The sequence below is a fragment of the Aquamicrobium sp. genome, assembly GCF_023954335.1.
Taxonomy (GTDB): domain Bacteria; phylum Pseudomonadota; class Alphaproteobacteria; order Rhizobiales; family Rhizobiaceae; genus Aerobium.
Map to the genome: position 1 here is coordinate 37,052 of NZ_JAMLIE010000006.1, position 20,091 is coordinate 57,142.

At 67.7% G+C, this 20,091-nt stretch carries 20 protein-coding genes; 7 read left to right on the plus strand and 13 right to left on the minus strand.

Annotation, left to right across the window (positions count from 1 at the left end):
* Positions 1-278: 278 nt before the first annotated feature.
* The 5 genes from M9945_RS21505 to M9945_RS21525 all read right to left on the minus strand — a co-directional run bounded on the left by M9945_RS21505 (position 279) and on the right by M9945_RS21525 (position 5,670).
* Positions 279-1,490 carry an ABC transporter substrate-binding protein gene (locus M9945_RS21505; RefSeq protein ID WP_367946167.1) on the minus strand — a complete coding sequence of 404 codons (1,212 nt, stop codon included), beginning with the start codon at positions 1,488-1,490 and terminating at the stop codon, positions 279-281.
* A 32-nt stretch (positions 1,491-1,522) separates the two neighbouring features.
* Positions 1,523-2,236, minus strand: coding sequence for an ABC transporter ATP-binding protein (locus M9945_RS21510; RefSeq protein WP_367946168.1), 714 nt, complete (start codon positions 2,234-2,236; stop codon positions 1,523-1,525).
* Positions 2,223-3,971 carry an ATP-binding cassette domain-containing protein gene (locus M9945_RS21515; RefSeq protein WP_367928555.1) on the minus strand — a complete coding sequence of 583 codons (1,749 nt, stop codon included), beginning with the start codon at positions 3,969-3,971 and terminating at the stop codon, positions 2,223-2,225. Before M9945_RS21515 ends, M9945_RS21510 begins: the two co-directional genes overlap by 14 nt.
* A gap of 1 nt (position 3,972) precedes the next feature.
* Entirely contained in the window at positions 3,973-4,908 is a 936-nt protein-coding gene (locus tag M9945_RS21520; protein ID WP_367928556.1) for a branched-chain amino acid ABC transporter permease, read from the minus strand.
* Between the two features lie 267 nt (positions 4,909-5,175).
* Complete coding sequence (locus tag M9945_RS21525) at positions 5,176-5,670, minus strand: MaoC/PaaZ C-terminal domain-containing protein (RefSeq protein ID WP_367928557.1); 495 nt, start codon at positions 5,668-5,670, stop codon at positions 5,176-5,178.
* A gap of 293 nt (positions 5,671-5,963) precedes the next feature.
* Here M9945_RS21525 and M9945_RS21530 point away from each other — a divergent pair, with 293 nt between their 5' ends.
* Positions 5,964-6,602, plus strand: coding sequence for a TetR/AcrR family transcriptional regulator (locus M9945_RS21530; RefSeq protein WP_367946169.1), 639 nt, complete (start codon positions 5,964-5,966; stop codon positions 6,600-6,602).
* Between the two features lie 110 nt (positions 6,603-6,712).
* A complete protein-coding gene (locus M9945_RS21535) occupies positions 6,713-6,886 on the plus strand; it encodes a hypothetical protein (RefSeq protein ID WP_367946170.1) in 174 nt (57 codons plus the stop codon).
* Positions 6,887-6,899: 13 nt separating this feature from the next.
* Here the strand turns inward: M9945_RS21535 and M9945_RS21540 are convergent, their stop codons facing one another.
* Together M9945_RS21540 and M9945_RS21545 are read right to left on the minus strand one after the other, a co-directional pair.
* The gene (locus tag M9945_RS21540; RefSeq protein WP_367946171.1) at positions 6,900-7,718 is read right to left on the minus strand and encodes an IclR family transcriptional regulator; all 819 of its coding nucleotides are present in this window, start codon (positions 7,716-7,718) and stop codon (positions 6,900-6,902) included.
* Positions 7,702-7,935, minus strand: coding sequence for a hypothetical protein (locus tag M9945_RS21545; protein WP_367946172.1), 234 nt, complete (start codon positions 7,933-7,935; stop codon positions 7,702-7,704). The genes M9945_RS21540 and M9945_RS21545 overlap by 17 nt, the downstream gene beginning before the upstream one ends.
* Before the next feature lie 266 nt (positions 7,936-8,201).
* Here M9945_RS21545 and M9945_RS21550 point away from each other — a divergent pair, with 266 nt between their 5' ends.
* From M9945_RS21550 to M9945_RS21570, 5 genes are read left to right on the plus strand one after another with little or no spacing between them, the layout of a single operon-like run.
* Complete coding sequence (locus M9945_RS21550) at positions 8,202-10,931, plus strand: benzoate-CoA ligase family protein (RefSeq protein WP_367946173.1); 2,730 nt, start codon at positions 8,202-8,204, stop codon at positions 10,929-10,931.
* 43 nt (positions 10,932-10,974) lie between these two features.
* Complete coding sequence (locus M9945_RS21555; protein WP_367946174.1) at positions 10,975-11,670, plus strand: fumarylacetoacetate hydrolase family protein; 696 nt, start codon at positions 10,975-10,977, stop codon at positions 11,668-11,670.
* The gene (gene maiA / locus M9945_RS21560; protein WP_367946175.1) at positions 11,667-12,314 is read left to right on the plus strand and encodes a maleylacetoacetate isomerase; all 648 of its coding nucleotides are present in this window, start codon (positions 11,667-11,669) and stop codon (positions 12,312-12,314) included. The genes M9945_RS21555 and maiA overlap by 4 nt, the downstream gene beginning before the upstream one ends.
* Positions 12,315-12,338: 24 nt before the next feature.
* Positions 12,339-13,418: a cupin domain-containing protein gene (locus M9945_RS21565; RefSeq protein WP_367946176.1), complete on the plus strand. Its 1,080-nt coding sequence runs from the start codon at positions 12,339-12,341 to the stop codon at positions 13,416-13,418.
* On the plus strand, positions 13,415-13,999 hold the full coding sequence (locus tag M9945_RS21570) for a maleylpyruvate isomerase N-terminal domain-containing protein (RefSeq protein WP_367946177.1): 585 nt from the start codon (positions 13,415-13,417) through the stop codon (positions 13,997-13,999). The genes M9945_RS21565 and M9945_RS21570 overlap by 4 nt, the downstream gene beginning before the upstream one ends.
* A 37-nt stretch (positions 14,000-14,036) precedes the next feature.
* Here M9945_RS21570 and M9945_RS21575 read toward each other — a convergent pair whose 3' ends face one another.
* From M9945_RS21575 to M9945_RS21600, 6 genes are read right to left on the minus strand one after another with little or no spacing between them, the layout of a single operon-like run.
* Positions 14,037-15,461 carry an amidohydrolase family protein gene (locus M9945_RS21575; RefSeq protein WP_367946178.1) on the minus strand — a complete coding sequence of 475 codons (1,425 nt, stop codon included), beginning with the start codon at positions 15,459-15,461 and terminating at the stop codon, positions 14,037-14,039.
* Positions 15,458-16,198 carry an ABC transporter ATP-binding protein gene (locus M9945_RS21580; RefSeq protein ID WP_367946179.1) on the minus strand — a complete coding sequence of 247 codons (741 nt, stop codon included), beginning with the start codon at positions 16,196-16,198 and terminating at the stop codon, positions 15,458-15,460. The genes M9945_RS21575 and M9945_RS21580 overlap by 4 nt, the downstream gene beginning before the upstream one ends.
* The gene (locus M9945_RS21585; protein WP_367946180.1) at positions 16,185-16,997 is read right to left on the minus strand and encodes an ABC transporter ATP-binding protein; all 813 of its coding nucleotides are present in this window, start codon (positions 16,995-16,997) and stop codon (positions 16,185-16,187) included. Before M9945_RS21585 ends, M9945_RS21580 begins: the two co-directional genes overlap by 14 nt.
* Positions 16,994-17,947: a branched-chain amino acid ABC transporter permease gene (locus tag M9945_RS21590; protein ID WP_367946181.1), complete on the minus strand. Its 954-nt coding sequence runs from the start codon at positions 17,945-17,947 to the stop codon at positions 16,994-16,996. Before M9945_RS21590 ends, M9945_RS21585 begins: the two co-directional genes overlap by 4 nt.
* Positions 17,947-18,846, minus strand: coding sequence for a branched-chain amino acid ABC transporter permease (locus tag M9945_RS21595; protein WP_367928581.1), 900 nt, complete (start codon positions 18,844-18,846; stop codon positions 17,947-17,949). The genes M9945_RS21590 and M9945_RS21595 overlap by 1 nt, the downstream gene beginning before the upstream one ends.
* A gap of 21 nt (positions 18,847-18,867) precedes the next feature.
* Positions 18,868-20,028 (minus strand): ABC transporter substrate-binding protein, encoded by a 1,161-nt coding sequence (locus M9945_RS21600; RefSeq protein ID WP_367946182.1) that lies wholly within the window; start codon positions 20,026-20,028, stop codon positions 18,868-18,870.
* Positions 20,029-20,091 lie beyond the last annotated feature (63 nt).

Here is a 20,091-nt window from a genome sequence, read left to right on the forward strand (position 1 = left end):
CATCCCATCCGGCGGATTCTCGGGGCATCGGCCGTCGGCGTCGGAGCCCGGGCTGCCTTCTTCCGCGCGCGAAACTTCGCTTCTTCAACGCGAGTTGATCTTATTAGTATCTAATTAGACTGGTCAGTATGTGTCAAGACCGATTGGTATGATCATCAACTGTCCTTCGTACACTCCTACCGCCGGGCCGGAACGGAAACAGGGCGGCATCGCGCGATGCCGCCCTGTTTCGATGGTCATGCCTTGCCCCCAAACATGTCGCCGGGCAAGGCAAGGGATCATTTCTTCCAGTGCGCCTCGGCGCTCGCCAGATCGGCCGGGTAGATCAGCTCGGGGCGTCCGTTCTGCCACTGGATGATGACGAGGCTGGCGCCGAGACGGTGTCCGGCCTCGTCGAACTTGATCGTGTTGCCGCCGTAGAAGCTGCCGATGCCGCCGGTGACGTCCATGTTGCGGACCGCCTCGGCGACCTTGACGCGGTCGGCCGCGCCGGCGGCCTCCAGCGCCTCCTTAATCACCATCATGTCGCCATAGGCGGCGATGGCGTCCTGCGTCATCCACGGCTCGTTGAACCGCTCGGAATAGCGCTTGACGATGTCGGCGTGCTCGGCCGCCGGCCAGGAGACCAGGACCGACATCAGCCCTTCGAGCTCTTCCGCCTCGGCGACGTTCAGCGCCTCGGGCACGGCGAGCTGCGCGCCGGAGCCGACGACCGGCAGCTGATCCCGGCTCATCCCCAGCTCGTTGAGCTTCTGCAGCAGCAGCACGTTGTCCTGCAGGACGGTCGGCGGCATGAACAGCCAGTCCGGCCGCGCGCGCCGCACCTGCTGGACCATCGACGTCGCATCGCTCAGCGGCGGGGTGAAGATCTCGTCGGCGACGAGCTCCAGCCCGTTGGCCTTGAACCCTTCCTCGCGCATCTTGTTGAGGATCGAGGTCGGCGCCGGGGTGTTGTCGGTGATGACGCCGACCGTCTTGGGCGCGTCGCCGGCCGCCTTGGCCATGTCCATCACCACCGGCAGGATCATGTCGGCCTGCGCCGGGCCGGGAGGCGACATCTGGAAGATGTACTTGAAGCCGCGGCTGGTGATCTGGTCCGAGAAGGACAGCGTGAACCAGGGCAGGTTCGCGCGCTCGGTGACCTCGGTCACGGCGAGCGTCAGGTGCGAGGCCCAGGCGCCCGACCCGGCGACGAGGTTCGGCTCGTCGGCCAGCAGGCGCTGGGCGGCGTTGCGCGCCTTGTCGGGGCTGTCGCCCGCATCGCCGACGACGAGGCGCAGCTTGGCCCCGCCGAGCGCCTTGATGCCGCCGGCCGCGTTGATGTCGTCGACCGCCAGCTGCGCGCCGTTGGCGAGGATCTTGCCGGTGCGGGCCCACGGCCCGGTCAGCGGCGCGATGACGGCGACCGGGATGTCGTCGGCTGCCTGGGCCGGTGCGGACCCGAGAGCAGCGGCTCCGACCAGGGCCGTCGCGATAAGCTTCTTAAACATGGAACCTCCTGTTGATCATGTTCACTTCGCAGTCACTCCAGCCCGCCGGAATAGGCGCGGCTGATATGGCCCATACGGGTCAGCTCCTCGGCTGCGCCTTCGGCGGTGACGACACCGCTTTGCAGGACGTAGGCGCGGTCGCAGAGTTCCAGCGCTTCGCCCACCCGCTGCTCGACCAGGAGAACCGACATGCTCTGCTCGTCGTGCAGCCTGCCGATGCAGGCGAAGATCTCGTCGACGATGGCCGGCGCCAGCCCCATCGAGGGCTCGTCCAGCAGCAGAAGCCGCGGGTTGCCGGTCAGCGCCCGACCGATCGCCACCATCTGCTGCTCGCCGCCGGACAGCGTGCCGGCAAGCTGCTCGCGGCGCTCGGCGAGCCGGGGAAACAGCGAGAACACGAAGTCGAGGCTGCGCTGCCTGTCGACCGTGCGGCTGGCGGCGAAGAAGCCGCACATGAGATTCTTGGACACGGACATGTTCTTGAAGACATGCCGCCCCTCGGGGACATGACCGATGCCCAGCCGGGCGCGCTCGTGGGTCTGCAGGCCGGCAAGGTCCCGGCCGTCGAACATGATCCGGCCCGCGGCGAGCGGCGCCGTCCCCAGCAGCGCCTTGAACAGGCTCGACTTGCCCGCGCCGTTGGCGCCGACCAGGGCGACGAACCCGCCCTCGTCGAGTTCGAGGGTAACGTCGCGCAGCGCCGTCAGCCCGCCATAGCGTACCGTGATGTTGTCAACCTTCAGCACGTTCTGTCCACTTCGGTCCGAGATAGGCCGTGATCACGCCCTTGTCCTTCAGCACCTCGCGCGGCTTGCCGTCGGCGATGACGATGCCGCGGTCGAGCACGACCATCCGCTCCACGAGGTCGACCATGGCGGCCATGGTGTGCTCGATGATGACGATGGTGATGCCCAGCCGGTTGAGCTTGCGCACGACCCGCACCACCTCGAACGCCTCGTCGGTGGAGAGGCCGGCAAGCGTCTCGTCGAGCAGCAGCAGGCGCGGCCGGGCGGCGAGCGCGCGGGCGATCTCGATCAGCCGCACGTCATAGGCCGAGACGCCGGACGCGGCCGCGTCGAGCTTGCCGCCGAGCTCGGCGACCTCGCACGCCCACAGGGCGCGGCTGCGCGCCTCGTCCATGTCCTGCGTGGCGGCCGCCGCCCCGGCGAGGACGTTGTCGAAGACGGAAAGGCGCGAATAGACGCGGGCCACCTGGAAGGTGCGGCCGAAACCACGCTCGGCGCGCTTGTGCACCGGCAGCCCGATGAGGCTTTGCCCGTCGAACAGGATGTCGCCGCTGTCGGGCGTCAGGTAGCCGTTGATCATGTTGAACAGCGTGGTCTTACCGGCGCCGTTCGGGCCGACGATGCCGGTGATCGAGCCCGCCTCGATGCGGAAGTTGAAATCCTTGGCAACGACGATCGGACCGAAGGCGCGGTTGAGGCCCTTCACCTCGAGCGCCGCGCCGGCGATTTCGGGCTGCGCGACGGGCGCGGCGGCGGCCTGCGACGCCGGCGCCCCTTCCTTCGCCGCGCCTTTGCGCCGGCGATCGTAGATCCGCCAGAACACGCCCTCGGGCATCCAGCGCATGACGAGGATGATGGCGAGGCCGTAGACCATGCCGTTGAGGCCGGGGAAATGGTGCCCGAGCTCGGCATGCAGCGTCTCGCCCAGCGGCACCAGCACCGCGACGCCGATCAGCGGCCCCCAGATCGAGCCGACGCCGCCGAACATGGTGAAGATGATCGCCGAGGCCGAGACGAACACCCCGAACACCTCGCGCGGCGTGGTAACGAGCAGGACCGAGACGTAGAGCGCGCCGGCGAACGAAGCGAGCGCGCCCGAGATCATCAGCATCACCATCTTCCAGCCGAACGGATTGATCCCGGCGGCGCGCGCCGCCATCTCGTCCTGCTTGATGGCCTGGAGCATCAGGCCCCAGCGCGAGCGCTCGACGAAGACGGAGATCACCAGGCAGGCCGCCACCGCGACGGTGGTGAGCACCGTATAGGCGTAGGGCTGGGCGAATTGCATGAAGGCGACGGGGTTGTCGCGCCGGATCGGGATCGACAGCTCGGTGTAGCCGAGCCATTCGAAGACGTACATCAGGCACAGCGGATAGGCGAGCATCGCCAGGGCGAAATAATGCCCGCGCAGCCTGAATGTCGGGATGCCGATGAGGACCGCCGCGCCCGCGCCCAGCGCCAGCGCGATGCCGAGGCCGACCCAGGGTGTGATGCCGAACTGGATTTGCAGCACGGTGATGACGAAGGCGCCGAGGCCGAAGAACGCCGAATGCCCGAAAGAGGTCAGCCCGGTATAGCCGGAGAACAGGTTCCAGGCGACGGCGAGGCAGGCCCAGATCGGGATGCTCGACAGGATGGTCTGGTAGTACGCGTTCGACACGCTGGCCGCGAATGCCAGATAAAGGACGGCGATGATGCCGATGGTGGCGAGCTGGCGGGAAACCGGTTTCCACATGTCACGCGCGCTCCGTGTTGCGGCCGAAGATTCCGTTCGGACGCAGGATCAGGAGCAGCAGGAACACCACGAAGATCGTCGCATTCTGAAGCTGCTGCGGCAGGACAAGCGTGGAGAGCTGCTGCAGCGAGCCCATGATCAGCCCGCCCCAGAACGCGCCGCCGAGCGAGCCCATGCCGCCGAGGACGACGCCGGCATACATGATCAGGACGAACTCGCCGCCGATGAAGGGCTGGAAGGGATAGAACGAGGCCATCATGCTGCCGGCCAGCGCGGTCACCAGCGTGCCCAGCGCGAAGACGATGCAATAGACCGTGCGGATCGAGATGCCGCAGTATCGCGCGGCCTGCGGATCGTCGGCCGCCGCGCGCACCGCCCGGCCGAGCGTCGTGCGGTTCATGATGACGAGGACGATGGCGACAATGGCGAGCGCGATCAGCGCCGAAACCGTGCGCGCCTTGTTGAAGAACCACAGGATGTCGCCGCCGCTCAGCTCGACGATCCAGGCCTGCGAGGACCATCTGGTGTAGACCGCCTGCGGCTCGGTGCCGAGCAGCATCAGCCCGCCGTTCTGGAGGATGAGCGACAGGCCGAGCGTGATCATCAGCTGCGCGCTGTGGCGCACGTCGTCGGACATTCCGGGCCGCTCGGTCAGGTCCGCGAGGAACACGCGATAGATGCCGTAACCGACGACGAGCATCAGCGGCGTGATCATCAGCGTGGCGACGAAGGGAGTGGCCGGGCCGAATGCGCTGCGCCCGAGGACCAGCGTCGTGACGAACAGCGCGGTGTAGGCGCCGATCATCAGGAAGTCGCCCTGCGCGAAATTGATGATGCGCATGACCCCGAAGATCATGCTCAGCCCCATGCACATCAGCCCCAGCAGGCAGCCGAGCGTCAGCCCGGCGGTCAAGACCTGCAGTATCGTTTCAAGCATCCCGACAACCCTCCCTGGGGCGCATCCATGCGTATCGGTATATTTTTTTACTTATTATTCTTTTTGCATACCGAAGAGTATAATATTTGCACGCGACTGTCATCCGAAATCTGCATGCAAGGCGTCTTCGATCCGCGGCGGCAGAAGCATTTCCGGCACGGGTGGCACGGGGCTAGCGCCCCGGAAGTCGTCCGGGAGCATGCCTGCTAAGCCGCCCTGCCCGCATGCGGCCCACCCGCGCGCAACGCGCGCCGGCAGGACGGGAAATCAGCCAGCCGGCTGCGGCAGGGTGCGGAACATCACCTTCCACACCCCTTCCTGGCACACGTCTCCGTCCTGATTGCGGACCTCGACCCAGAAATTGACGATCCCGCGCTCGGGATTGCGCGTCGGGCGCGCGGACTGGACTTTCTGGAACACGTGGATCGTGTCGCCGATGCGCACCGGCGCCTTCAGGTTCCACTCCATCCCGAGGAAGGCGAGCGCGGTTCCCTCCTTGATGCCGAGGCGGAACTCGAGCCCGGTGGCGATGGCGAAGACGGCCGGGCCGTGCAGCACCCGCCCGCCGAACGGCGTCGTCCTGGCGAACTCCTCGTCGGTATGGACCGGGTTGAAGTCGCCGGTCATGCCGGCGAACATCACGATGTCCGTCTCGGTGATCGTGCGCCGCGGCGTCACCCATTCCCGGCCCTCGACCAGGTCCTCGAAAAACAGTGCGGACGGCCCGACGCCAAGTGCCGCGCGATCGATCAATGCTGCCATGGATGCTTTCCTATCCGGTCCCTGCGAACTTCCCCGCGCGCGCTCCGCCGCCTTCGCCGGGCGGTCGGCTGCTGCGCCGTAAGATACCTATAAGAACGTTATTGTACTCATTGGTCAATTTTGTCAAGCAGCGCGGATAGTTGTGTACTCCAGCCATCTTCTCGGGCAAAAGAGCCTGAGATTGCGCATGTTTTCGCAGCGTGGCCCGCGGCGGCCGGCCCCACACGAGGCGGCCTCGCCGAGGGGAGCGATGCGTCATTTGAGCCGAATGCCGAGAGAGAGGAGGTGTTTCCATGGCCCGAACCGTCCGCGAGGAACTCAAGGCTCGGAAGCAGGCTTATGTCCAGGAAGAGATTCTCAACTCCGCCGAACGCCTGTTTGCGGAACGGGGCATCCGCGCGGTGTCGATCGACGACATCGCCAACAACCTCGGCTACACGAAGTCGGTCGTCTACTACTACTTCAAGAACAAGAACCAGCTGCTGTGGGAGATATTCGAGCGCATCCACGCCGCCTGGGACGGGCAGATGAAGGAGCTGTACACCCGCACGGACCTCGCCCCGGCCGACAAGCTCGCCGCGATGACGCGCCAGTACGGCATCAACGTCCTGCAGAACCGGGCCTGGACGACGATCTACTTCCGCGACGAGGGCGAACTCACCAGGGAGCAGCAGAAGCTGCTCTACGAATGGAAGCAGCATTTCGACAACATCCTGAGAAACGTCTATCTCGAGGGCGTCGAAAAGGGCGTCTTCAAATCCATGCCCCCCTACGTCGTCGTCGGCGGCATCATCGGGGCGTCCAACTTCCTGCGCGTCTGGTTCCGCGACACCGGCAAGATGACCATCGAGGAAGTCAGCGAAGCCAACGTCGCGCTCCTGCTCGGCGGCCTGCTGGTCGGACGATCCTGCAAGGCGCCCAGGAGCGGGTGATACCCGCTCTCTCGTGATCGCAAAGCAGGAAGCGTGACGGACAAAGACCTCGACTTCCACCTCGGAGATCGCCGAAGACGACAAGCAACCGCTTCCTGATCGCCCTGAGCGTGCGGCGCTGCGAGCGGCACCCATCGAAGCGCCCCAACACCGGCCAGCTCGTCATCGCCTATGGCGAGAAGTTCCGCACCCCGCGCGGATATTATTTCGTCTATCCGGCCGACCGCATGACCTATTCCTCGTTCCGCTCGTTCCGGGCCTGGCTGCTCGAGCAGGCCGGCTGACGGCAAGCCGGGCTCACCGCTGGCCGGAAGACCCCTCGCCTTGGGCGACGATCGAGCGCTCGCGGCAATAGGCCATCAGCGCCTCGAGCTTTCCAGAGCCGGGATTGGTCAGGCACGGGTCGGTGCCGACCAGCGTCACCACCGCCTGCGCCTCGCCCTGCCAGTCGAGGATCGGCGCGGCGGCAGCGACCAGGCCCGGGATGAACCGGCCGTCGACCGAGGCGAAGCCGTCCTTGCGGATGCCTTCGATCATCGCGGCGATGCCCTGCGCGCTGACGTCGAAATCCATCTGGAGCTGCGGATTGCGCTTGATCCGGCGCACCTCGCTCTCGCGCAGGGCCAGCACCGTGTTGGGCGGCGCCCAGGCGAGAAACGCGCGCCCGGTGGCCGAGGTCAGGAGCGGCAGCGTCGTGCCCAGCCCCATCGAGGTGACGGTCGGAGAAGCGGCGCGCTCCCAGCGCACCACGGTCGCCCCGTTGTTGCCCCACACCGAAAGCAGCGCCGTCAGCCCGGTGTCGGCGCACAGTTCGGCAAGGGAATCGGCGGCGGCATTGACGAAATCGTGGCGCGCGATGGCGGCCAGCCCGATCTGCATCGCCATCTTGCCGAGGAAATAGCGCCCGGACCGCCCGGTCTGCTCGACGAGGCCGGCCGCCATGAACGCCGCGAGATAGCGATGGGCCTTGCTCGGCGGCATGCCGCAACCGCGGGCAAGCTCGGACAGGGCGACCGGCTCGCGATAGGCCGACATCGCCAAAAGGAGATGCAGCGCCGCGTCGATGGAGCTGGCGCCGGACACGCGCTTTTGCGGATTGTCAGGATCGCTGGGCAATCAGGTCTCTCAACGCCATCATGTCTGCGGCCTGAATACCAGTTTCCGTCCGGGTGAACAGCCCCCGGACCTCCCGCCCCAACGCCACCGGCCGCGCCCCGCAGGTCAGGCGATAGGTCAGGGTCAGGGTTTTCGGCGCCCATTCGGCCGCCTCCAGCGCGACCCGGACTTCATCCCCGTCCCGCGCCGGCGACTGGAACCGCATGCTGGCGTCCATCAAGCCGATTCCGACAGATTGCAGCGTCGCGCACAAGGTGGAATGGCCGCCGAAGCGGCGCAGTCAGCCGTGGAACGCATGATCCATCCATTTGAAAAAATTCGGATAAAATACGATCCCTGCCGGATCGCAATCCCCGAAACTGACATTGACCGTTAGGGCGTGCATGGTTTCCAGTTTTCTATTACACGATAAGTATTGCGACATATGAAAAAGGTATGTATCGATCACGGCTGTTGCTGTCGAGCAGGCAAGGGAGGAATGCGATGCCCGATCTGACCAGCGTCGAGATTGTCGGCGCAGGCCCCGCGGGCCTCTACACGGCGATCCTGCTGCGCCTTGCCCGGCCCGGGCTGAAGATCAGGGTGACGGAACAGAACCCCAGGGGCGCCACCTTCGGCTTCGGCGTGGTGTTTTCCGACCAGGCGCTGGATTTCCTGCGTGCCGACGATCCCGAGACCCACGCCCTCGTCGTGCCGCGCATGGAGCGGTGGCGGAACATGACGCTCAACCATCCCGACGGGCAGGTCGTCCTCGACGGCGTCGGCTTCTCGGCCATCGGGCGGTTGGACCTGATCGAGATCCTGCGCGAGCGCGCCGAGGAGCTCGGCGTCGAAATCCGCTTCGACACCCGGATCGACGACCTGTCGGAGCTGGAAGCAGACCTCGTCATCGGCGCCGACGGGCTGAACTCTTTGGTGCGCCAGTCGAACCCGGAGGCGTTCGCGCCGACGCTGGACCACTTCAGCAACCATTTCGCCTGGTTCGGCGCGGAGCGCAGCTTCGACACCCTGACCCAGACCTTCGTCCGGACCGACAGGGGCGCGCTCAACGCCCACCACTACCGCTTCGCGCCGGACCGCAGCACGTTCATCGTCGAATGCGACGACGCGACGTTCAACGCCTGGGGCTTCGACCGGCTGGACGAGACCGAGAGCGCGCGCCTCTGCGGCGAGATATTTTCCGACGTGCTGGACGGCGCTCCGCTGATCACCAACAAGTCGAGCTGGCGCCAGTTTCCGCGGCTGTGGTGCGGCAGGTGGGCCGCCGGCCGGCACGTGATCCTCGGCGATGCGGCGCACACCGCGCATTTCTCCATCGGCTCGGGAACGCGGCTGGCGCTGGAGGACGCGATCGCGCTCGTCCGCGCGCTCGGCGTGCATGACGACATCGACGAGGCGCTGCGGGTCTGGCAGGCCGAGCGGCTGCCGGTCGCGCGCAAGATCGTCGACGCCGCCAACACCTCCGCCCGCTGGTACGAGGACTTCGCGGCCAAGCTCGCCCTGCCGCCGCTTGATTTCGCCTTCGACTACATGACGCGTTCGGGGCGGATGGACATGGACCGGCTGCGCGGCATCGCGCCGCAATTCATGGGCCGCTACGACGCCTTCAAGGCGGCTTCGCCCGCCGCGATCGTCGACCCCGTCGGCGACGACGCCCCCGGCGCGGCCGAGATCGGCTTCGACCCCGTCGCCCATCCCAATTGCTCCGCCATCCTGTGGGACAACCTCGCCCGCAATCCCGAAGCCACCGCCGTCACCGGCCCGGCCGGCCGGCTGACCTATGCCGCGCTGATCGCCGAGGCGGCCCGCTGGGGCAACGCCTTCAAGGCGGCGGGATTGCGGCGCGGCGAGCGGATTCCGTTCTTCCTCGACGATACGCCGGTCTATCCGGCGGCGTTCTTCGGCGCGGTGCGGGCGGGTTTCGTGCCGGTGCTGCTGAACATTCAGAGCCGGCCCGACGATCTGAACTTCTTCCTTCAGGACACCGGCGCGCGCTTTGCCCTGTGCGAGGCGGATCTGGCCGACCAGTTCGGCCCCGAGGCGCTGGCGAACACGGCGCTCGAGCAGGTGATCGTGGTCAACGGTCCGGCCCGCGCCGGACAGGTCGAGGCCGCGGCCTTTCTCGCCGGCCAGCCCGACACGCTGGAGGTGGCCGACACCACCCCGTTCGACATGGCGTTCTGGATGTACTCGTCCGGCTCGACAGGCCGGCCCAAGGGCATCGTGCACCTGCACCACGACGCGGCCTATATCCAGGCTTCGTTCGGCCGGCACATCCTCGGCCTGCGGCCGGACGACATGTGCTTTTCGGTGCCGAAGATCTTCTTCGCCTACGGGTTCGGGAACTCGCTGATCTTCCCCTTCTCGGTCGGCGCCTCATCGCTCCTGCTGCCCGGCCAGCCGCGACCCGAGCCGGTGCTGGACGCCATCGAGACCTGGCGCCCCACGGTCTTCTTCGGCCTGCCGACGCTCTATACCGCGCTGACCCGCCATCCGGGCGTCGAGGCGCGCGACCTGAGCTCGCTGCGCCTGTCGATGTCGGCGGCCGAGATATTGTCGCAGGACGTCTATGACGCGTGGAAGGCGCTGGTCGGCCATGGTCCGACCGAGGGGCTCGGCTCGACCGAGGCGCTGCACATTTACCTCTCCAACCGGCATGACGATCACCGCATCGGTGCCGCCGGCGCGCGCGTGCCCGGCTACGAGATCCGCCTGGAGGGCGCGGACGGCAAGGCGGTCGGGCCGGGCGAGGAAGGGATCATGCATGTGCGTGGCCACTCCTCGGCGCCGCTCTACTGGAACCGCCCGGACAAGACCCGCGAGACGATGCGCGGCGACTGGCTGAACACCGGGGACCGCTTCATCGAGAAGGACGGCTACTATTATTTCCAGGGCCGGGCCGACGACCTGATCAAGGTGTCCGGGCAATGGGTCTGGCCTCTCGAGGTGGAGAAATGCCTCAACGAGCACCCGCAGGTGCATGAGTGCGCCGTGCTGGGCGTCCAGCTCGCCGACCGCCGCATGACGCTCAAGGCGGTGATCCGCCTGCGCGACGGCGAGGACGCCACTGAGGAGCAGACCCGCCGGTTGCAGGCCTTCGTCAAGTCCCGCCTGACGCCGCACAAATATCCGCGCATCGTCGAATATGTCGCCGAGCTGCCCAAGACGGGCACCGGCAAGATCGACCGTCAGGCGCTGCTGAAAGGCGGCTGACATCGATGAACGTGCCGCTCTCGCCCCAAGGAGACGCCTGAAGATGACCCTCGTATTCGCCGCGCCGCCGACCCCGACCGTAGCCGTCGCCGGTTCGACAGACCGCTTTCCGGTGCGCCGCATCTTCTGCGTCGGGCGCAACTACGCCGCCCACGCCCGCGAGATGGGCCGCGACCCGGACCGCGAGCCGCCCTTCTTCTTCACCAAGCCGGCCGACGCGGTGGTGGATGACGGCGAGACCGTCGCCTATCCGCCCGAGACCTCGAACTTCCATTACGAGGGCGAGCTCGTCGTCGCCATCGGCAAGGGCGGGCGCGACATCGCCGCAACCGATGCGCTCGGCCACGTCTGGGGCTACGCCATCGGCAACGACCTGACGCGCCGCGACCTCCAGCTTGCCGCCCGCGAGCAGGGTCGCCCATGGGACTGGGGCAAGGCGTTCGACCGGTCGGCGGTGATCGGCCCGGTGCATCCGGTGGCCGCGGTCGGCCACGTGCTGGAAGGCACGATACGGCTGAGCGTCAACGGTGCCGTCCGGCAGGATTCCGACCTCGCCAAGATGATCTGGTCGGTGCCCGAGGTGATCTCGATCCTGTCGCGCTCGGTCGAGATCAGGCCCGGCGACCTGATCATGACCGGGACGCCCGAAGGCGTCGGCGCGCTGGCGCCGGGCGATGTCTGCACCGTCCACATCGTCGGGCTGGGCGAGATCACCACCACCATCGGGGCGCGCGAATGACGCCGCGGCTGCATAATTTCTTCCGCTCCTCGACCTCGGCGCGGCTGCGCGCCGCGCTGAACCTCAAGGGGCTGGAGTACGATTACGTCGCCTACCAGTTGCGGCGCGGCGACACCCGGCGGCCCGATTTCCTGGCGCTGAACCCGGCCGGGCTGGTCCCGGCGCTGGAGCGCGAGGACGGCACCGTCCTGACCCAGTCGCTGGCGATCATCGAGTGGCTGGACGAGACCCGGCCGCAGCCCGCTTTGCTGCCGGCCGACGCCGACGGGCGCGCCCGGGTGCGCTCGCTGGCGCAGATGATCGCCTGCGAGATCCATCCGCTGAACAATTTGCGCGTGCTGGGGCGGCTCGCCGAGCAGTTCGGCGCGGACGAGGACGCCCAGAAGGAGTGGTTCACCCACTGGGTGCGCACCACCTTCGACGCGCTGGAGACCCGGCTGGCGGGCGACGCCGCGACCGGCGCCTTCTGCCATGGCGACGCGCCGGGCATGGCCGACCTGTGCCTCTACGCCCAGGTCTGGAACAACCGCCGCTTTTCCATCGAGACCGCCGGCTGGCCGACCATCGCGCGCATCTTCGCCGCGCTGGACGCCATCCCGGCCTTTCGTGACGCCGCCCCGCCCAACCAGCCCGACGCGGTCTAGGCCGCCCGGATTCAGGAGTTGCCGATGGACAATGCAATGCAACCCGAGGACACGCCGGAGCTGCGCGCGCTCTATGCCGGCTTCGAAGCCCAGAACATCAAGCCGCTCTGGACGCAGATCGGCGGGCTGATGCCGCAGCACCCGACGCCGCGGGCGCTGCCCCATATCTGGAAATGGGCCGACCTGCTGCCGCTGGCACGCAAGTCGGGCGAGCTGGTTCCGGTCGGGCGCGGCGGGGAGCGCCGGGCGCTCGGGCTCGCCAATCCCGGCCTCGGCGGGCACACCTACATCACGCCGACCCTGTGGTGCGCGATCCAGTATCTCGGCCCGCGCGAGACCGCGCCGGAACACCGCCATTCCCAGAACGCGTTCCGCTTCGTGGTCGAGGGAGACGGCGTCTGGACCGTGGTCAACGGCGACCCGGTGCGGATGAGCCGGGGCGACCTGCTGCTGACGCCGGGCTGGCATTTCCATGGCCACCACAACGACACCGACCATCCGATGGCGTGGATCGACGGGCTGGACATTCCGTTCAGCTACCAGAACGACGTCGGGTTCTTCGAGTTCGGATCGGACCGGGTGACGGACTACGCGACGCCGCGCTATTCGCGCGGCGAACGCCTGTGGTGCCATCCGGGATTGCGCCCGCTTTCGGGGCTGCGCGACACGCCCTCCTCGCCCATCGGCGCCTATCGGTGGGAACACACCGACCGCGCCCTGACCGAGCAGCTCCTGCTCGAGGACGAGGGCCAGCCGGCCACGGTGGAACAGGGCCACGCCGCCATCCGCTACGTCAACCCGACCACCGGCGGCGACGTGATGTCGACGATCCGCTGCGAGTTCCACCGCCTGCGCGCGGGAACCGAGACGCCGGTGCGCCGCGAGGTCGGCGCCTCGGTGTTCCAGGTGTTCGAGGGCCGCGGCTCGGTGGTGCTCGACGGCACGACCCATCGGCTGGACATCGGCGACATCTTCGTCGTCCCGTCCTGGGTCCCGTGGTCCCTTCAGGCCGAAACCCAGTTCGACCTGTTCCGCTTCTCCGACGCGCCGATCATCGAGAGGCTGAACTTCGCCCGCGTGCTGGTCGAGGGGCGCGAGCCGTGAGCGACCCGCTCGATGCCGCGCGGGCGGCGCTGCGGGCGCGGCAGGGCGCTGGCGCCCGCTACGACGCCGCCAACGCGCCGGCGGCCGATCTGGCGCTGGCGCGCGGCGCGACCGCCTATTTCGCGAGGATACTCAACGGCATCGACGACAGGGCGCTGGCCGCGCCCGCAGCCGGCGTCACCCGCGCCCATGTCGTCGCCGGCGTCGGGCTCGCCGCCCGCGCGCAGGCGGAAATCCTCGCCTCGGTGCGGCAGGGCCAAGCGGAGGGCGGGCGGCTCCCGGTCCATGCCGCGGCCGACCCCGATGCCGTCGCGCTCGGCGCGACGCTGCCGCCGGCGGCCCTGCGCAACCTGATCTTCCATTCGACGGTTCATCTCGACGTCGAATGGCGCGACCTGCCGGACGCCGCATGGGATGCGCGGGTCGCCGACGCCGCCGGCACAGGGATCGTGATCCGCGACCTGCCCCGCGCCCGCGCCGTCTCGCTGTGGACGGCGGCGCTCGACCTGCGCGCCGGCGCGCGCCTTGCGGACGTGCCGGCCGAATTGCGCGCGGCCGTGGCAGGCCCGCGCGAGCGGTGATGGGAAGGTCCGGGCGCGGGCTCTCGCCCGCTCCCGCTCAGCTATCCTTCGCCGGGAAGGTGGGCCGCATCTCGCCGGTGAAGGTGATGCTGAGCGCGTCCTTCTCGATACGCTCCCAGGCCTTGGCCGAGAGCGCATAGAGATCGTTCCAGTCGTGGCCGACGAGCTTGCCGTCCGCCTTGACCCTGCGCCCCGCCACCCAGACGCTCTCGACGTCCTCGATGCTGGAATAGCCGAACACGCGTGAGGCCAGCGTGCCGATGCGCGGGAAGAAGCTACGGTCGCAGCGCAGGAGGACGAGGTCGGCGCGCTTGCCGACGCTGATCGAGCCGATCTGCCCGTCGAGGCCGAGGGCGCGCGCGCCTTCGATGGTCGCGAGGCCGAGATGGACCTCCGGCGGCAGGCTGTGCCCGAGCATGAAGTTGCGCTCGTCCCGGAACAGCGTGTGCTTCGCGGCGCGGATGTGCTGGAAATAGTCGTGCGTGTCGCGCCCGGTGCCGTCGGCGCCGATGGCCGCCGCGCCGCCCGCCATGCGAAAGCGGGCATGCGCGGGCGGATGGGCATAGCCCGCCTCGCCCATCACCGTCGAGACCAGCGCGCCGCCGGCATCGGCGATCATCTTCAGCTCCTCGTCGCTCAGGCCGGTGCCGTGCGCGGCAAGATAGCCCGGGCCGATCAATCCCGCGCGCGCCAGCTCGGGAATGATGCGGTACTCGCGGTCGAGCCCCATCCGCCATGCCCCGGTCGTGCCGAGGAGATGCTGGGTCAGCAGCGAGACCTCGAAGCGCTTCGCATGATCGAACTCTGCCAACACGTCCTGCGGACGGCGGGGCGAGAATTCGAAGGCGGTGAGGCACAGGCCGAACTGGAGCGGATCGTCGGAAGCCGCGAACAGCTCCGTCCGCACGCGCAGCAGGTCGTCGACTAGGGCGGGATCGGCGGGGCCCATCGTCTGGGCCCAGGCTTCCTCGGCGGGAATGGACGATCCCGGGCCGTAGCTGCGCCTCCGCGGCAGGAGCTGGGGGCAGAAGAAGCCGGCGACGCCCGAGGCCCTGGTGCCGAGCGCCGCGGCATGCGCCTGCTCGTAATCCTCCACGAGGTGGCAGAAATCGACCACCGTGGTCACGCCGGCGTCGAGCGCGGTGAGCCCCCCGATCAGGTTGGCGAGGTGGAAATCCTCGGCCGAGAAGACCGGCCCGAAACGGACATTGGTCTCGAACATGAAGTTGCCGAAGCGGTAGTTCTTGGCCATGTCCTGCCACAGGTGCCTGTGGCCGTCGATCATGCCCGGCATCAGGATCCTGCCGCGGCCGTCGATGATCTCGGCGTCCTCTGCCGCGACGGCTCCGATGGACGCGATCCGGCCGTCCTCGATCAGGACGTCGGCGCTTTCGATCTCGCCAAGACCGGCGTCCATCGTCAGCAGCGACGCGCCGCGTATGATCTGCCGCCGGGACATCATGCCTCCTCCATCGTGTCGGACTGGCTCGCCAGCGAGAAGTAGAGATCGGAGAGATCGTCGCGCGCGAGCAGCTCCTGCGACGTCGTGCTGAGCCCCACCCTGCCTTTGATGAGCACATAGGCGCGCGAGGCGATGCCGAGCGCGATGTCGAGCTTCTGCTCGACCAGGAGCAGGGTCAATCCCGCCGCGCGCAGGGCTTCGACGGCGGCGCGGATTTCGTCGACCACCTTGGGCGCGAGGCCGAGAAACGGCTCGTCCAGCAGCAGAAGGCGCGGGTTGGACATCAGGGCGCGTCCGATCGCCAGCATCTGCTGCTCGCCGCCCGACAACGTCCCCGCCATCTGGCCCTGCCGTTCCTTCAGCCGCGGGAACAGGCCGTAGACGTAGTCGAGACGCTCGTCGAAGCTGACGGCCCCGCTGGTGCGCAGCCGCAGCGAGCCCATCCTGAGATTGTCGCGCACCGTGAACGGCCCGAAAACGCGACGCCCCTCCGGCACCAGCGCGACGCCGCGCTTTATGGTCTGGTAGGTCGGCTCGCGGTTCACGACATGGCCGTCGATGGTGATCGTGCCCGCCGACGGCGTCAGGAGGCCGATGATGCAGCTCATCAGGGTGGACTTGCCGGCCCCGTTGGGGCCGAGCAGCGCCACGACCTCGCCCTGCGCGACATCGAGCGAGACGGATTTGAGAACCGACGCCGCGCCGTATCCGGCGCTCAGGTCTTCAACGCGAAGCATGGAACGCCCCCACATTCTCGCTCGCCGCGCCGAGCTTGCCGAGATAGGCGTCGACCACGGCCGGGTTGGCGCGCACCTCGCTCGACGTGCCTTCCGCGATCTTGCCGCCGAAGTTCAGCACGACGATCCTGTCCGTCAGCGGCAGCAGGAAATGCATGTCGTGCTCGATCAGCAGGACCGAAATCCCCTGCCGCGCGACATCCTTGATGAGATCGAACAGGCGCGCGCATTCCGAGAGCGTCAGCCCGGCCGCCGGCTCATCGAGCAGCAGGATCTTCGGCTCCCCGGCGAGCGCGCGGGCGATCTCCAGAAGACGCCCCTGCCCGAAGGACAGCGTCGTCACGTCCGCGTCGAGCAGGGTGTCGATGCCGACGAAGCGCGCGATGTCCAGCACCTTGTCGCGCGCGGCCCGCTCGGCCTCGGCGACGCTCGCGCGCCCGAGCAGGACGCTCCAGAGGCTGGAGGCGCGCCGGGCGTGGCGGCCGACGAGGATGTTGTCGGTCACCGACATGCCCTTGAAGGGCATGTTGTGCTGGAAGGTACGGTAGATGCCGAGCTCGGCGATGCGGTTCGGCTGCAATCCGTCGATCCGGCGGCCTTCCAGCGTCACCGTCCCCGCCGTCGGCGGCATCGCGCCGCAGATCAGGTTGAAGGTGGTCGACTTCCCGGCGCCGTTCGGCCCGATGATGGCGAGGATCTCGCCGGGCTCGAGGTCGAAATCGAGGTCGGAGACGGCCGTCAGGCCGCCGAACCGCTTGGTCAGCCCGCGCACGGACAGGAGCGGGGTCGGGTTGCTCATGGCTGTGCCCCCTTCTTCGCGACGCCGTTCACCCGGGCCAGCGCCGTGTCGAGCAACGCGACGAGCCCCTTGGGCTGGAAGATGATCAGCACCACGACCAGCGCACCGAAGGCCATGAAGTGGAAATGCCCGATCAGCGGCTCGATGAAGAACGGGGCCGCATAGAGGATGATCACCCCGATCACCGCGCCGAGCTGCCGGCCCGAGCCGCCGACGATGATCATGAACAGCAGGATGAACATGTTCTCGAGGCTGAACGCGCCCGGTGCGACCAGATTGTCCACGAAGGCGTAGAAGAAGCCGGCCACGCTCGCCAGCACGCTTGTCAGGGTGAAGGCGATGACCTTGGTGAGCGGCACGTTGACGCCCATGGCCTGCGCCGCGGCCTGGTTGTCGCGCACCGCGCGGCACGCCCGGCCGAACCAGGACCTGTCGATGCGGTTGAGCAGGACATAGGTGCCCGCGCACAGCAGCACGAGGCAGGCCGTGTACCACGGTCCCGTCACCTGGAAGCCGAGGATGTCGGGCAGCCGGTAGCCGCCGACGCCGGTGTCGCCGCCGGTGAAGTCGCGCCCCGACACGATCCCGAGATGGAAGAGCTGGGCCAGCGCCAGCGTCGCGAGGGCGAGATACGGCCCCTCCAGCCGGGTCGAGGGGATGGCGATCAGCAGCGCGACCACGCCGGCAAGCACGATGCCGATCAGGACGGCGACCGGCAGCGGCAGGTGGAACTGGAACAGCGCGATCACGATCCAGTAGGCGCCGAGGCCGTAGAAGGCGAAATGCGAGAACGCGACCTGGCCGCAGATGCCGAACAGGAAGTTGAACCCGATCCCCAGCGCGATCCACAGCAGGAGCTTGCGGTAGATGTCAGCCTGATAGGAATTGAGGTAGAAACCGACCACGCAGAGCGCGACCACCAGGGCAAGGAAAAGCAGGCGCGACTGCATCAATGGTGCCCTCCCTTGTTGGCGAGCAGTCCGGTCGGGCGCGCGACGAGGAAGGCCAGCAGCAGGACCAGCGGCACCGCCAGCGCCAGCGCCGAGGGAACCGGCAGGTAGCGCATGACGAAGGCCTCGATCAGCCCGAGGAGGATGCCGCCGATCAGCGCGCCGTCCACCCGGCCGACCCCGCCGATCACCAGCGCCGTGAAACCCTGCACCGTGAGCGGCATGCCGATCTGATAGAACGCCCCGGTGCTGCCGCTGATGAGCACGCCGACAAGGCCGGCGACGACGGCCGACGAAGCGAAGGCGGCGACGGTGACGATCCGCAGGTCGACCCCCATCAATTGCGCCGCCTGCCGGTCGATGGCGACGGCCTCGAAGGCCCGGCCCCACAGCGTACGCTCGAAGAAGAACCAGACTGCCGCGAAGACCATCAGCGTCAGCGCGATGGTGAAGAAGCTCTGGGGCGTCCCGGCGAACGGGCCGAACTCGACCCGGCGGAAGCCGAAGGGCGGCTCCGTCGGCAGCGCCTCGGTGCCACCGAAGCGCGCGCCGACCTCCATCAGAACCAGCAGCACGCCGAGAAGGCTGAGCATGAGTGCCAGATGAGAGGCCCCGCGCCGCACCAGCGGCCGGATCGCCACCCATTCGATGGTCGCGCCCAGCAGCGCCATGATCGCCAGCACGGCGATCAGGCCGGGCACAAACGGCAGATCCGGCCAGGGAAGCAGGATGGTCGTGGTGATGGCGACGGCGGCGAAGCCGCCGAGCATCGCATATTGCCCGACCGCGAAATTGACGATGCCGGTCGGGCGCATCACCAGAAGGAACGACAGCGCCATCAAGGCATAGAGGCACCCGGATGCGACGCCGCTTACGAGAAGTTCATAGAAATCGGCCACGTCGGGTGCCCCTGTCCTAGATCAACGATCCGCGCCGCTGAAGATGGCCGGCGTGTAGGCGTTGTTCTCGATCTTCCGCACGACCACGCCGTCGTGGTGGAAACCGCGGCGGTCGCCGTGGGAGAAGTCAAAGCCGGTGCCCTTGGCGCCCATCACCCGCGCGAGGCCCTGCGTCTCGGAGATCGCCTTGCAGATCTCGGCGCGGTCGGTCGAGTTCGCCCGCGTGATGGCATCGGCGATCAGCATGACGCTGTCGTAGCCGTAGCCCTGCAACGACGACGGCGCCTGGCCGAACCGCGCCTCGTAGGCTTCGGCGAAGCTGGCCGCCTCTTCCTTGCCCGGGTCGAAGGCGTCGGTGAAGACGGTGCCGTCCATCAGGTCCTTGGCCGTGGTCAGGTAGGACGGGGTGGACAGGTTGAAGGTGCCGAGGATCGGCGCGGTGAGGCCGAGCTGGTGATAGGCCTGGAAGAACTGGACCGCCTGCGGCCCCATCTGCGCCACCTGGAAGATCGCCTCGGGATTGGCCGCGCGGACCCGCTGCATCTGGGCGATGGCGTTCTGGGCGCCGGCCGGGATGAGCTGCTCCTCGATGATCTCGAAGCCGGCCTCGTTCAGGTACTTGCGGAACTCGTCGACGACGGAGACCGACAGGCCGGAGCTGTCGCCGACGAGGGCGACCTTCTTGAAGCCCTGCGTCTTGGCGTATTCAAGCATGGTGCTGATCTGGATCGACTCGACCGGCCCGAGCTGGAAGAAGCAGGAATTGTCGATGGTGGTCAGCGTCTCGGAGGCGTTGGCCGAGGCGAGCTGCGGCGTCAGCGACTCGGCGGTGATGCCGATGGCCTGGCGCGTCGCGCCCGAATTCGAATTCGAGACGATGGCGACCACGCCCTCCTCGACCAGCTTGCGCGCCTTGGTCGCGGAAAGGTCCGGCCGGCCGTTGTCGTCTTCCAGAAGCAGCTCGACCTTCTTGCCGAGAATGCCGCCGGCGGCGTTCAGCGCCTCGACCGCCATCTCCGTCCCCTCGTTGACGGGCAGGGAGTAGAAGGATGTCCGTCCGGTCTGGTCCAGAAGAACGCCGATCTTGATCGTTTCCTGAGCGAAACCCGACGCCGTCGCCGCGACGAGGCCGACGACAGAAACGGCAGACAGGCGGGAAATGTAGCGTGCAATCATTCGCATGAGCCGAGCTCCCTCTCTTGGTAGGTATTTGTTGATGTTTGGGCCTGGGGCGCCTGCTTCCGT